Consider the following 12,636-nt stretch of genomic DNA (forward strand, 5'->3'; position numbering starts at 1 on the left):
AAATTTAAGATTTGAGCATTTCTCATTTATGCCTAGTCACATGGAGATTCATATGTCTACAAATGGAATTGAGCTACCCCCTATCATCATCACACCAGACCCCCTTCCGCCTCCGCCTCCGCTACCACCTGTTGTTGTACCAGGAGTACCCGGCGCACAACCTCCACATTCAGTAGATGTACCGGTTGGTACAGACGTAGAGACCCTTCTGAGTCTTCCTGGTATTCGATCTTCGTCGGATTATGTTTTGCCCATTGCAGGTAAAGCAGCTCGTGCCCAGGTGGACATTGAAACGGCCTACAATGCGAATTTTCCAAATATTCCAACCCAAACTGAAAGCGAAGTAGCCGCTGCACTTGGTGATGTCAGCCTTCTGAGTGAATTGGAAAAAGCCCAAAAAGAGAAAGCAGTAGTAGATGGGCTGGTTGCACAAACACAAGAGCTACTGGTTAACAGTAATGCAGTAGCTAATTCTTATTTTGGAAGAGATCCTCTTGCAGTAGAACTCAAAAAGAATTCCGCAATTCTCGCAACAGATATTGTAAACGGAAAGCGCCCAGGCACGCCGATTGAAATCTATCGATCTTTTATCGCTTCGATTTCAGCCGTTTATGAAAGTAAAAAGTTGGTTGAAAAAATCCGGATTCTCACTGAAAAGTCTAACACCTTGACCCTTGCTGTTGCAGCAGCACAGGCTGCAGAGGATGAACGTATTGCGGCTGAAGCGGCAGCCAAAAAAGCTGCAGAGGAAGCAGAAGCAAAACGTATTGCCGAAGAACAAGCAAAGGCAGAGGAGGAAATTAAGGGGGCTATTAAATTCACTGCTGATTTCTACAAAGAAATCGGTGAAAAATATGGCGCTCAAATGTCGGCATTAGCCACAGATTTGGCTGAAACTGCAAAGGGTAAAACGCTTCGCAGTGCTGCAGAGGCTTTGAAGGCTTTTGATCAATACAAAGATCATCTGGATAAGAAATTCAGTGCTGCAGATCGTGCAGCCATCGTGAACGCTCTGGATTCGCTTGATCGAGCTGAGTTGGCACAAAACCTTAACCTCTTCGCAAAAGGGTTTGGCTATACAGGCAAAGCTTTGGATGCGTATGACTTGGTAGAAGAGGTGAAGAAAAGCTACGCATCGGGTGACTGGAACAATACCGTACTGAAAGTGGAAACACTTTTCGCGGGCGCTGCAGCTACAGGTCTAATTTCCTTTGCTTTTGGAGTGACCGTCTCCACACCAGTTGGTATCGTAGCTTTTGCTCTGATTATGGCACTTGTCAGTGCATATATTGATGATGCGCACGTTAAGCAATTCAACGACGCACTTAACGCAATTCTGCCTTAAAAGAGAAAGGGAAAAGTGGCCTTTTTAGGCCACTTTTTTTAATGCCATATAAATTAAATATAAACAAAAAATGGGGACTGCTAGGATAGTGCAGGCTACATAAAAGATTGCATACAGACCATTTTTTCCTGGCGACTCAGTAAATAAGCCAGTAGTCCAGAATTCTCGCGTAGTGAAGCGAAGCGCCGTTTTTTCTATTATCATCCGCGAAAAAGGGAATAACAAAGCACTGCATACACCCAGCGTTAGAAAAATTGGGTTCGTCCTTTCTATGAATGCCTCCCCTCCAAACCAATCGGTAAAGAATAAAATAAAAATGCCTACCGAGATTATCAAGTTCTGAACGTAATATTTTAGATACAAAGTCTGCTCGCGTTTAAAGTCAATTTAATTTAATGGCTACCATGCACGTTCTTACTATAGCAAATTACTCAACTGGCAATGGGCCATTATCAAGGTGCGATTTCAATCCATACGCAGGCGATTGCGATTCCAAAAGCCTGCTTGAAAAACTGTTTTTGATAAAGAAATAACTCCTTTTGGCGTTATCATTAATTCAGCGATTACAAAATCATTTGTTTTTTGAAACCTCGTACTCATCATGAATCCTTTTTACTTCGAGGCTGTTAAGGTGTTCTTGTTTTCTTAAGTCTTCATGCAGTTTATTCAAGAGTTCTCTGTCTTCTATTCGCTTTATAATATGATTCTCGTGTTTAGCTTTTTTCTTTGCTAGGAATATAATATCGTCTTTAGCATTGGTCCTTTTGAAGCGCTCCGAGATTTTTGATATTACTCTTGGGTCTTTTAGATTTGAACCCGACTTTGCCAGTTTTCTTAAAATCTTATTTTCATGTTTGCGGGTCTTTCGAAACAAGGTATATAAATTGAACATGTAGGCTATGCAGCGGGCAAGAAAATAAATGGCCGTTACGAGACTCAACATGAATATCTGGTGAAGGGAATATAAGTATAGGGAGTTTTTGTCTCCTAATAGCAAGGCTTCTATTATGAATGAAAAAATAAGAGCTGATAAAAATATGCAAATGCATAGATTGGATGCCAAATAGAAAGGATTGGTGTCAGATCTTAAGTTTAATCTTTTTATGGTTTGGACTAATGTTGTTCTCATTTTTAGTAAAGGGTTGTTTGTTAATCGAATTATACCATTTTGGTTTTGTAAAGTAGCCCGTAAGCCAAGAAAATTGCAGAATTCCTATTTGGGATGGCTGTCGATTGATTTGAGAGCTTTCAAAGGTTGGGGTGTGCCTTTGTGTGGATAAGGTTAGGACGGCTCATGGCGGTGATTTCAAGGCACAAAAAAAGCCCCGTAGGGCTTCTGTTGGTGGCTTATGTTATTCAAAGACCTTTACTGTGAAGCTGAAATGTTCAGGTGTTGATTTCGCAAGAGAAACGTACTTAACAGTGACCGTGCCATTGTTAACGCTTGTGCCAGAAAGCGATAATCTTTCTAATCGAATTCTAGATTGTGTTAAGCCATCTTGATTAATGTATTTATCCAATGTCACTGGCACTGACGATATTTTTACGTTAGCTGATTGACCTAATTTTGTTTTAAATGTTTTTACAAGATTATTTATTTTGTTTTTATCGAAAGCTCCGGCACTTAAATTGTCTGCATTTATATTCATTACATAGGCTTTACCTTCAAGCTTCGATGTGTCTATTTTGTTGAGTTGGTCGATTATCAAATCGCTTTTTGAGATAGAGGTTGTGGTGAAACTCAAGTTTGAAAGAACTGAATCTTGCAAATGTTCAGTGCTAGGAGCGTTTATTTCATTGCTTACCGAAACAGCAGTACAGGTATTTGAATCAAGAATTGGCGTGGTTCCATAGGGATAAACAGTACCAGTGGAGCTTTCAGCTTTTACTAAATACTTTGTGATTTTACCTATAAATCCGGCTGGGCATTCTTCTTCAATGATTTCTTTCGTAGTCGTTGTGATTTCTTTTATGCACGATGTTGTGTCTTCGCTTTTCGCTTGAAAGGTTGTGTTTGTCGCGCCCGATACGGGGTCAAAGATTGTGATGTTGTCGCCCGTTTTGGTAACGTTTCCTGTGTACGTTCCTGCTTGTGTTCCATAATACGAATCACAGCTTACGGTTTCGCTACCGGGTTTTACTTCAACAGTGACGGGGCCTGACGCTTTACAAGTGTTTTCTTTTTCAACGATGTATGAAGAATCATTCTGTGAAAAAGAGAGATATTGTTTTAGTTTAACATGCGTTTCTCTTATGATTTTTCCAGATTGGCCTGTTGGGCATGAAACCTCATTTGTGCTTGTTACTGTGTCTTTCATGTAGTAACAACTATTTGAAATAAGAAACGTTAATTTCCAATCGCTTGTTACCCCTTTTGGTGTCACCGTTCTTGAATAAAGACCGTTTGTTGTGCCCGAAGGGTATGCTGGGTTTACTGCTAGGCAATTCTCTTGTTCAAGCTGCTGATTTTCAGTTTTTGAACATGTGTCTTGCGTTGTGATAAAGCCTGTATCATTTTTTGTGCTGCCTGTTTTCCACAAATCGTATGTTCTTGATTGCGTCATTTGCCCTGTATAACCAGCGGGGCAAGAAGGGTTTTTGGTTTCAGTTACAGTTTTATAGCATTTGTTCGTAACTGGATAAAATGGATTTGAAGTCCATTCTCCCAATACGCCACCTTTTGTCGTTCTTGTCCAGGTGCCATAAATTGCGCCAAGTGGGTATTCTGGGTTTTTTGTTGCACAAACAGGGTTATCAAACACCTTAGTTTCGTTTAGTCCACAAGTGTTAGAAATTGTCACAATAAAATTTGTTTTAAAATTGCTGCTTACTCTATCTGAATTCCATTCGGTAAATTGACGACGTTTATTTATTATCCCTGTATCAAAAGGGTTTTCGCATTTTTGCGAAATTGATTCTACTGTTGACTTGATTGTCTTTGATTTTTCTAAATCTCTATCTTTTGTTTCATAGCATTTAGATATTTGTTCAAATCCGTCTCCGCTCTTGTTGTCTATGTAAACCCCATTTCCTTTATTTATAATGTTTTCGCTTCCATCAGGGTTTACTGTATTTATTCTTCTGAACATTTTTCTTGTGAAGGGTTTTCGCAAGGCTGAAACCAAATTCCAGAACTTAATGATTCTTCGTATGTTTGTTCGGCAGGCCATGTAATTGCTGCTGATGCTGTGTTTGCTATCAACAAAGCAGAAAGTGTTGATATGGCTATTATAGTTTTTTGCATGATTTAAAGGTTTGTTTATTAGCTTAATTATACCATTTTGCCGTTTGCATACTTTTCCTTTGGGCAAAATTAAAGCCTCTGTTGAGGCTTTAATTGATAAGTGGTTAATCATGAAGCGTCTATATGGGCGTCGTAATCGTTTGTGTCTTCATAATCTTCAATAGGAATTCCTTTGAAGTCTGTGCTTAAAAAAGAACGTGACTGTGCATCCATATCAACGAAACCCACTGAGTCAACAATTTGTCTCGTGGCCTCAATCAGGTTTTGTTCATATATATTCTGTTTACCTGATTTGTTTTGAGTTGAGTCATTCGCATGGGATAAACTCGAAAGCAACGCTAAAGCTGCAAAGGTAAATAATCTGATTTTCATTTTAGTAAAGGTTTGTTGTTTTTAAATAATAGCATTTAAAAAAGAAAATCTAATTATCTTAAAGAATAAATTATTTATTGTCTTTATTTGTAAATATAAATGTTAAACTGTAAAGGCAAGCAGCAAGTTGTTCATCTTTTAGTAAAGTCCGCTGCTTGTTAGTTAGGTTTGTTTTTAGAGAGGCCCGCAATCATGCGGGCTTTTCGCTTTCTGTGATTCCTAAGTGGCTTCGCTGCGAGATCTGGAGTTAGGATCAGATCGACTTCTTCCAGGGCGCCCTCACATGTCTCGACCGATACGCAACAGGTACAACCCTAGGGAGCGCATTCAGCTTGATTTTGACGTGGCTACGTGTGTCCTTAACCTGAATCAACACCTACAGGTTTTCCGTGAATTCTCGGTCTCTGATGACCGCGAAGCCTTTCTACGGACACTAGGAGAGGCTGCAAGGAATGCTATGCACGTACACCAGATAATCGCTTGTTGGCTTGGGCTTTACGCCTTGGTTGAGGATGGGGAATGGCAGGAGTACTGCAGGGCGTTTGTGGAGAAGTTCGTAGAGGTTGATACGGGCTTTGCAGAGCTGGCTCTAGCTGATGCCGTCAGCTATTCACAGAGCCTTTTGGAATCACTCGATGCTGCTCGTAGTCAGCTTGCCGGTGGAGTAGAGAAGGGTGTTTAGGCTTCCACCAGCTCTAGAACTTCGCTACGGCTGTCAATGATGAGCCTTCGGCCCTCAAGGTAACCTATTGGCTCTCCATGCTGGAATAGGACGTTATCCACAAGGAATCCTGCCTCTGCATGCTGGTTCTGCACAGTGAGGCTGGAATCGAACCTGTAGAGCTTCCCCGCTACCAGCGCGCCTACATCTTGGCCGTTGTGCAGCACAATGCACGGAATTTGAGGGTTCAGATTTTGACTATTTGCGTTTTTCTTGTGCAGATGGCCCCGGTCTTCTTGAATGTATTGTGACTAGGTTGCTTGATAGGATGTTTTCTTAACTTTTTGCGTTTTTATTTTGGTGTTTTTGGAATTTAGATTACCATTTTTAGTGTTAATCTGCTGGTACCTACTCAGCTATAGTTTCAGTTGTAACGTCCAATCTTAAATAGGTGATAAAGATGTCAACAGGAGTACGTTTGACTACTGCTGCTGGAATTCCCGTGGCCGATAACCAGAACGTGCAGACCGCCGGTCCGCGTGGCCCGATGTTGCTGCAGGACGTGTGGTTCCTCGAGAAGCTCGCCCACTTCGATCGCGAAGTGATCCCCGAGCGACGCATGCATGCGAAAGGCTCCGCGGCCTACGGCACCTTCACCGTCACCCATGACATCACCCCCTACACCCGGGCGAAGATCTTCTCCCAAGTCGGCAAGAAGACCGACATGTTCCTGCGTTTCTCCACCGTCGCCGGCGAGCGCGGCGCGGCGGATGCCGAGCGCGATATCCGTGGTTTCTCCATGCGCTTCTATACCGAGGAAGGCAACTGGGATCTGGTCGGCAACAATACCCCGGTGTTCTACCTGCGCGATCCCCTCAAATTCCCTGACCTCAACCACGTGGTCAAGCGTGATCCGCGCACCAACCTGCGCAACGCCACCTTCAAGTGGGACTTCTTCTCCCACCTGCCGGAGTCGCTGCATCAGTTGACCATCGACTTCAGCGACCGGGGCCTGCCGAAGAGCTACCGGCACATCCACGGGTTCGGCAGCCACACCTTCAGTTTCATCAACGCCAGCAATGAACGTTTCTGGGTCAAGTTTCACTTCAAGACCCAGCAAGGTATCGAGAACCTGACCAACGCCGAAGCCGCCGAAGTGATCGCCGAGGATCGCGAAAGCTCGCAGCGTGACCTGTACGAGAGCATCGAGAAAGGCGATTTCCCGCGCTGGAAGCTGTACGTGCAGATCATGCCGGAGAAGGATGCGGCGACCTACCGCTACAACCCGTTCGACCTGACTAAGGTCTGGCCGCACGGCGACTATCCGTTGATCGAGGTGGGCTTCTTCGAGTTGAACCGCAACCCGGACAACTACTTCGCCGAGGTCGAGCAGGCTGCCTTCAGCCCGGCCAACGTAGTGCCTGGTATCGGTTTCTCTCCGGACAAGATGCTCCAGGGGCGCCTGTTCTCCTACGGCGATGCCCATCGCTATCGTCTGGGCGTCAACCACCACCAGATCCCGGTGAATGCGGCACGTTGCCCGCACCAGGTCTATCACCGCGATGGAGGTATGCGAGTGGATGGTAATAACGCTCTATTACGTGTCACCTACGAGCCGAACAGCTTCAACCAGTGGCAGGAGCAACCTGACTTCTCCGAGCCGCCGCTGAGCTTGGAGGGCGCGGCGGACCACTGGAACCATCGAGTGGACGACGACTACTACAGCCAGCCGGCGGCACTGTTCCGTCTGTTCACCGACGAACAGAAGCTGCGCTTGTTCAACAACATTGCCGAAGACATCCGTAACGTACCAGAACAGATTAAGCTCCGACAATTATCTCTATTTTCTAAGGTTGACTTGGAGTATGGGATGGGTGTTGCTGATGCACTTAAAGTTAGATAGTGGTTTGCCCGGATGGCTTCTGCGAGAAGGCTAAATGTTAGAGGTGAGTTATATGAAAGTTTTCGTAAGGCAGCACGACCAAGAAAGAATGAGTCGGGAGTTCAAAGGTGTGGGTGCTGATCTTTGGGAGGTGTATCAGGGAGATGTACTTGTTGGAGTCTACCAGAGTGAGAGCGAAGCTATAAAATATAAGGAGTATTTGGAAAAGCAATCGGAAGAAAGTCAGGGAAACAACTGTATATAGCATAACTAGAATTGGGTTTGCAAGCTGTCTTGCACCGTTGCTGCCGCACGCCCCCGCTCGCAGCAACGGCTTTTAAAGAGTGGCGCTCTTGCTTGATCTATAAAAAATAGAATTAATTACTATTTAGGAAGTTTAAAAGTAAGCTTGCTAGTTGTTCTGGTTGCTCTTCTGGAATCCAGTGTCCACTACGTTCAATAACGGCGGTTTGCACGTTTTTAGCTAAAGGTTTCATGAGTTCCCCCACATGACTACCCATTCCGTGTGAGCCTCCAATGCCTAGCACCGGCATTTGCAGTTTTGTTAATGAGTTTTTCTTGTTGTTGATTGCATCGACATTGAATGCGCGATAGTGCTCAAACCCTCCTCTTAATCCACCAGGTGACTTCATGTTATTGGAGTAGTGTTTTATATCCTCGTCTGTAACCGCTGAGGCATCATAAGCAAGATGTTGGATGAAATATCTTAAGAACATCTCTTCATTTCCTGTAACGAGCGACTCTGCGACTCCTGGTGCGATGAAAAATCCAAAGTGCCAAAGATGTGGGAAGCGAGCAGTGTCTTGCAAAGCTTCCAGTCCTAGACCTGGTATCGCTGCCTCCATAACTACTAGTTTCTTTACCTCGTCTGGGTGCGAGACGGCATATTCGTATGCAACCATTAGGCCGATATCGTGCCCGACGAGATGAATTTTCTTAAAGCCCAGTTGATGTACTAGCTCGTAAATGTCTTGGGCAACCGTTCTCTTATCATATCCAGTGCTCGGCTTATCTGATTCACCAAATCCTCGCATGTCAGGAGCAATGACTGTAAACCGAGACGCAAGCGAGGGAGTTATATGGCGCCACTCTCTCATGCTTTGTGGCCAGCCGTGGAGTAGTACTAATGGCTCTCCGGAGCCAGAAATGGTATAACGCAGACGTACCCCGTTAACTGTGGCACTGTGTTGAATAGACTTGGTGTCATTTTTCATATGCTAGCCCTAAAGTTGAGTAGAGAAGAGAGGTCTAAATGAAGCTGTTCTATGCGCCTGGAACCTGCGCGGTTGCGTGCTGGATTGCACTGGAATGGGCCGGTGACGAATATAGCGTGATAAATGTTGATTACACCTCCAGAGAGTTTCAGCAGATAAATCCCCTTATGTTGGTTCCTGCGTTGGATACTGGAGAGGGTCATGTCCTGACGCAGGCAAGTGCTATATTGAATTTTATATCTGAGCGATACCCTTCAGCTTCAATTGGTCCCGGTGACACAATAGAATATCGCTCAAGGTTCAATGAGTTAATGTCTTTCTTGTCTAGTGATTTTCATCCATCTTTCTGGCCTTTCTTCACACCTCAGCGATTTACGGATGGTAAGTCTCCTGAAGCCCTTGAGGATGTCGTACATGCGGCATATTTAAGAATAGATCGGGTACTGGCTTATCTCGACCAGCTTGTCGGTAAAGAAGGGCATCTTTACCTAGGGCGAAGATCTGTAATTGATGCATATGCGTATGTCATGACTCGATGGACTGAGCGGCTGCCAAAAACATGGCGAGAGTATCCTAATGTGGCCCGGTTCTATTCCAAGATGGAGAGTGATGCAGTTATAAGAAAGGTTATTCAAGCCTCTATTGCATAGAGCGTGACTACTTTCTGCACGTCTCCGCCGGGGAAGTCAATAGTCGTGATGCCTTTGGCTGATGTGTGGTGGCCTGGTTGAAGCAAAACGCTCCTGCTGGATAAGCAGCAGGAGGCGTGCTGGCGGACGGTCGGAACCCAGTAAACTACGGTTTTCTATCTGCCCGACGAAATCCTGAGACTATGCAGCTTATCTTGATTGGTCCAAAAATGGAAAACTGTAACTCATAATCGCATCTTTATCTCTGTATTAAAATGGTTAATGATTTAGCCAGTCCTATTTATGAGCGCTTCAAGTTGGCGGGACTATTGTCTAACATAGATAGGGTGCGCAGATACGTTCATAATCCATCTGTAATCAGCTTTCTTGGTGAGGTTTACTATAATGGTCGCACCTATTGCACTTTCTGTTCGGCGTATAGAGCATGGTGATGGCTTTCATGCTTATATGTTGCGTAGTTCACAAGGCTTGCTGGATCCCTTTCTTGGGGTAGACCATGCTTGGATGAGTGCCCCTACTTTTGCACCTCACACTCATGCTGGCTTTTCTGCTGTATCATATCTCTTTCTTGACTCCGAGACAGGGGTCCATAATAGAGACTCTATCGGAACAGACAATATAATTAGACCGGGTGGGGTACATTGGACTACTGCTGGTAAAGGGATAGTTCATGAGGAGATTCCTTCTGAGTCGAATAAAACAGTACATTCCTTACAGATTTTTGTTGACTTAGATGCTCGTCAGAAAGATGTCGAGCCTTATCCGTTGACTCTTGAACCTGAAAAGGTTCCTGTAATTCGACTTCCGGGATCTGAAGTGCGAATACCTATAGGTAGTTTTCACGGTGTTAAGTCTCCTCTAGATCCACCTACCGATGTAACGTTGCTTGACATAACTTTGGGTGAAAATAGCTATCTTTCCATCCCAGTTGAAGCAGGAAAAATAGCGTTTGTTATTCCGGTCTTTGGTGAGGTTGAAATTGGTGGTGAGTTATATGGTGGTTGTGACGTTAAAGTTGCTTTCTTGTCGAGGAGTATGGAGTCGTATACTGTAGAGTTGAAGTCGAATAATGGACGTGCGGGGGTTGTAGTATTTGTTGGTGAACCGATTCATGCTAAGTAAGAAGTGGTTTTCAAAGGATTTGTTGTTGAAGGTGAGTGGTATCTGAAACGTTGTAGTATGCCTTCTAACTTGCGCGAGGAGAAATGTTATGTCTTTTAAAAGATTTACTGCAGAAAACTCTGTCATGCTTTTGATTGACCACCAGATTGGTACTATGGGGTGGGCAAAGTCTCTACCGTTTGAAGAGCTCAAACGTAATGCATTAATGCTGGCTAAGGCAGCGGCTATCCTCAGAATGCCTACTGTTCTGACCTCTAGTATGGAGGAGCATGCTCAGGGGCCGCTTCTTCCAGAGTTACAGGAAATATTGCCAAAAGAGTTTGCCGCTCGTGTAAAGCGTCTGGGTATAGTTAACTCCATGGATGACGAGAACTTTGCCTCGGCGGTACGGAGTTTTGGCCGTAAGAATATAATTATTGCTGGTGTTACCAATGATGTCTGCACGGTTTACCCAGCACTCAGCCTTGTACTTGAGGGGTATTCAGTACAAGTTGTTGCTGATGCTGGCGCATCTCCAACTAAGTTTGCTGATGATATGGCTCTACGTCGAATGGAGAAAAATGGAGTAACTCTTACTGGAACTAATCAGCTTATTGCAGAGCTTGCAGGAAACTGGGCTACCCCAGAGGGAGGGCAGCTTGCGCAGATTCTTCAGAATGCCTTAATGGCCTCTTAACTATATGCAAAGGCCCAGTAACCAATATTGCTGGGCTTTGCTTCATACTCCTTAATTTAAAAATAGTAGCTATATAAAATAGGTTCTAGCTGATAAGTTTGCTAATTTGATACGGTTGAAAAATCGTTATATATGAAAAGATTCTCAAATGGTGGTTTTGTATTTTTTCCTTTATAGCAATCTAGTCTTTTGTTAGGTTGATCTGTATTTTCTCCAGTCTCTTAGAGCAGAGTAATGGACAATAAAAATTCTACCAGCTCTATTTCCTCGCAATTGGAAAGTGGTGTATCTCCTGTCCAGGATGGCGGCAAAGGTATTTGGTTGTTTTCAATAACTGTAGTTGCTGTTTTGGTTGCGTTAGCTGTATTTTGGTATTATTACGAGTTAAATGTGGAAAGGACTGAAGATGCACAGGTGAATGGAAATGTTGTACAGGTGACGGCGCAAATTGACGGAACGGTAGTTGCAATACATGCTGATGACACTGATTATGTTAAGGCAGGTTCATCACTTGTAGTATTAAATCCTGTTGATCAGGAAATTATTTATGAAAAGGCTGGTGCAGCACTTGCGAAAGCTGCAAGATCTGTACGTTCACAATACTTGCAAGTTTCTGAAGCTAAGGCGAATCTTGCACGAGTACGAACTGATGTCTTAAAGGCTAAAGCTGACTTAGCTAGGCGCATGAAAATCGCATCGATTGGTGCTTTCTCTCGTGAGGAAATCAGCCATGCTGAGAATGCACTTAAGAATGCTCTTGCTGCTCAGGACTCAACTAAACAACTTCTTTCTCAGCGTTTGGCTCAGGTAGATAATACAGTGATACGTTCACACCCTGATGTAGTCGCTGCTGCAGCCAGCTTGCGAGAGGCTTACATCTCGAAGAAACGAACTATTATTCTCGCGCCTGTTGATGGGACAGTAACTAAACGTAGTGTTCAGGTCGGGCAACATATTGGAGCCGGGGTTGCACTAATGTCAGTTGTTCCACTAAATGACTTGTGGGTGACAGCCAACTTTAAAGAGTCTCAACTAAAAGATATTCGAATTGGACAACCGGTTAAACTAACCGCCGATATATATGGGGATGATGTTGTGTATCACGGAGAGATTGTTGGGCTTGATGCCGGTACTGGTAGTGCGTTCTCTCTATTCCCTGCACAGAATGCAACGGGAAACTGGATTAAGGTTACACAGCGGGTTCCGGTCAAAGTATCTTTAGACCCAAGTGAAGTAGCAAGAAGTCCTTTGCGTGTGGGATTATCCATGCATGTGGTTGTAGACACTAGCAATGCTAGTGGGAAGGTTATTAGAACGGATGTTGCTTTGGAGTCTTCCTACCATACGCAAGTGTTTGATAATGAGTTAAATGATGCTAATGAGGATGTGGAAGAGATAATTCGCGCCAATGAAGGGAGTGTGATATCTGCGTCTAAGTTTTGACCTGAG

12 protein-coding genes are annotated in these 12,636 nt (G+C 44.0%); 7 read left to right on the plus strand and 5 right to left on the minus strand.

The features are described from left to right. Positions 1-52 precede the first annotated feature (52 nt). Positions 53-1,345 carry a colicin-like pore-forming protein gene (locus tag CLM72_RS07990; RefSeq protein WP_105226119.1) on the plus strand — a complete coding sequence of 431 codons (1,293 nt, stop codon included), beginning with the start codon at positions 53-55 and terminating at the stop codon, positions 1,343-1,345. 24 nt (positions 1,346-1,369) lie between these two features. Here the strand turns inward: CLM72_RS07990 and CLM72_RS29525 are convergent, their stop codons facing one another. From CLM72_RS29525 to CLM72_RS28720, 4 genes are all read right to left on the minus strand, one after another. Further along, positions 1,370-1,708 (minus strand): colicin E1 family microcin immunity protein, encoded by a 339-nt coding sequence (locus tag CLM72_RS29525; RefSeq protein ID WP_371920442.1) that lies wholly within the window; start codon positions 1,706-1,708, stop codon positions 1,370-1,372. A 102-nt stretch (positions 1,709-1,810) separates the two neighbouring features. Further along, complete coding sequence (locus CLM72_RS29200) at positions 1,811-1,945, minus strand: hypothetical protein (protein ID WP_256595318.1); 135 nt, start codon at positions 1,943-1,945, stop codon at positions 1,811-1,813. Between the two features lie 752 nt (positions 1,946-2,697). Beyond that, positions 2,698-4,701, minus strand: a complete 2,004-nt coding sequence (locus CLM72_RS28715) for a hypothetical protein (RefSeq protein WP_146120493.1) — start codon at positions 4,699-4,701, stop codon at positions 2,698-2,700. Next, the gene (locus tag CLM72_RS28720; RefSeq protein ID WP_146120492.1) at positions 4,698-4,961 is read right to left on the minus strand and encodes a hypothetical protein; all 264 of its coding nucleotides are present in this window, start codon (positions 4,959-4,961) and stop codon (positions 4,698-4,700) included. The genes CLM72_RS28715 and CLM72_RS28720 overlap by 4 nt, the downstream gene beginning before the upstream one ends. Before the next feature lie 283 nt (positions 4,962-5,244). On the opposite strand from CLM72_RS28720, the gene CLM72_RS08000 reads away from it, so the two are divergent. Further along, the gene (locus CLM72_RS08000; RefSeq protein WP_105226121.1) at positions 5,245-5,643 is read left to right on the plus strand and encodes a hypothetical protein; all 399 of its coding nucleotides are present in this window, start codon (positions 5,245-5,247) and stop codon (positions 5,641-5,643) included. 439 nt (positions 5,644-6,082) lie between these two features. Further along, complete coding sequence (gene katA / locus CLM72_RS08010) at positions 6,083-7,525, plus strand: catalase KatA (RefSeq protein ID WP_105226123.1); 1,443 nt, start codon at positions 6,083-6,085, stop codon at positions 7,523-7,525. Positions 7,526-7,881: 356 nt separating this feature from the next. Here the strand turns inward: katA and CLM72_RS08020 are convergent, their stop codons facing one another. Then, positions 7,882-8,739 (minus strand): alpha/beta fold hydrolase, encoded by an 858-nt coding sequence (locus CLM72_RS08020; RefSeq protein WP_023123892.1) that lies wholly within the window; start codon positions 8,737-8,739, stop codon positions 7,882-7,884. A gap of 38 nt (positions 8,740-8,777) precedes the next feature. On the opposite strand from CLM72_RS08020, the gene CLM72_RS08025 reads away from it, so the two are divergent. From CLM72_RS08025 to CLM72_RS08040, 4 genes are all read left to right on the plus strand, one after another. Then, complete coding sequence (locus CLM72_RS08025; RefSeq protein ID WP_023123891.1) at positions 8,778-9,389, plus strand: glutathione S-transferase family protein; 612 nt, start codon at positions 8,778-8,780, stop codon at positions 9,387-9,389. 384 nt (positions 9,390-9,773) lie between these two features. Then, positions 9,774-10,511, plus strand: a complete 738-nt coding sequence (locus tag CLM72_RS08030) for a pirin family protein (RefSeq protein WP_052156434.1) — start codon at positions 9,774-9,776, stop codon at positions 10,509-10,511. Between the two features lie 88 nt (positions 10,512-10,599). Continuing rightward, complete coding sequence (locus CLM72_RS08035; RefSeq protein ID WP_105226124.1) at positions 10,600-11,187, plus strand: isochorismatase family protein; 588 nt, start codon at positions 10,600-10,602, stop codon at positions 11,185-11,187. Positions 11,188-11,421: 234 nt separating this feature from the next. Beyond that, positions 11,422-12,630 carry an HlyD family efflux transporter periplasmic adaptor subunit gene (locus CLM72_RS08040; protein ID WP_105226125.1) on the plus strand — a complete coding sequence of 403 codons (1,209 nt, stop codon included), beginning with the start codon at positions 11,422-11,424 and terminating at the stop codon, positions 12,628-12,630. The last annotated feature ends 6 nt before the right edge of the window (positions 12,631-12,636 follow it).

Origin of the sequence: Pseudomonas sp. MYb193 (assembly GCF_002966775.1) — a bacterium.
GTDB classification, from domain to species: domain Bacteria; phylum Pseudomonadota; class Gammaproteobacteria; order Pseudomonadales; family Pseudomonadaceae; genus Aquipseudomonas; species Aquipseudomonas paracarnis.

What these genes read in the sequence shown, in the direction of transcription:
- CLM72_RS07990 (WP_105226119.1), top strand. Translation starts at nt 53, where the DNA reads ATGTCTACAAATGGAATTGAGCTACCCCCTATCATCATCACACCAGAC.
- CLM72_RS29200 (WP_256595318.1), bottom strand. Translation starts at nt 1,945, where the DNA reads ATGAGTACGAGGTTTCAAAAAACAAATGATTTTGTAATCGCTGAATTA.
- CLM72_RS28715 (WP_146120493.1), bottom strand. Translation starts at nt 4,701, where the DNA reads ATGATTAACCACTTATCAATTAAAGCCTCAACAGAGGCTTTAATTTTG.
- CLM72_RS28720 (WP_146120492.1), bottom strand. Translation starts at nt 4,961, where the DNA reads ATGAAAATCAGATTATTTACCTTTGCAGCTTTAGCGTTGCTTTCGAGT.
- CLM72_RS08000 (WP_105226121.1), top strand. Translation starts at nt 5,245, where the DNA reads ATGTCTCGACCGATACGCAACAGGTACAACCCTAGGGAGCGCATTCAG.
- katA (WP_105226123.1), top strand. Translation starts at nt 6,083, where the DNA reads ATGTCAACAGGAGTACGTTTGACTACTGCTGCTGGAATTCCCGTGGCC.
- CLM72_RS08020 (WP_023123892.1), bottom strand. Translation starts at nt 8,739, where the DNA reads ATGAAAAATGACACCAAGTCTATTCAACACAGTGCCACAGTTAACGGG.
- CLM72_RS08025 (WP_023123891.1), top strand. Translation starts at nt 8,778, where the DNA reads ATGAAGCTGTTCTATGCGCCTGGAACCTGCGCGGTTGCGTGCTGGATT.
- CLM72_RS08030 (WP_052156434.1), top strand. Translation starts at nt 9,774, where the DNA reads ATGGTCGCACCTATTGCACTTTCTGTTCGGCGTATAGAGCATGGTGAT.
- CLM72_RS08035 (WP_105226124.1), top strand. Translation starts at nt 10,600, where the DNA reads ATGTCTTTTAAAAGATTTACTGCAGAAAACTCTGTCATGCTTTTGATT.
- CLM72_RS08040 (WP_105226125.1), top strand. Translation starts at nt 11,422, where the DNA reads ATGGACAATAAAAATTCTACCAGCTCTATTTCCTCGCAATTGGAAAGT.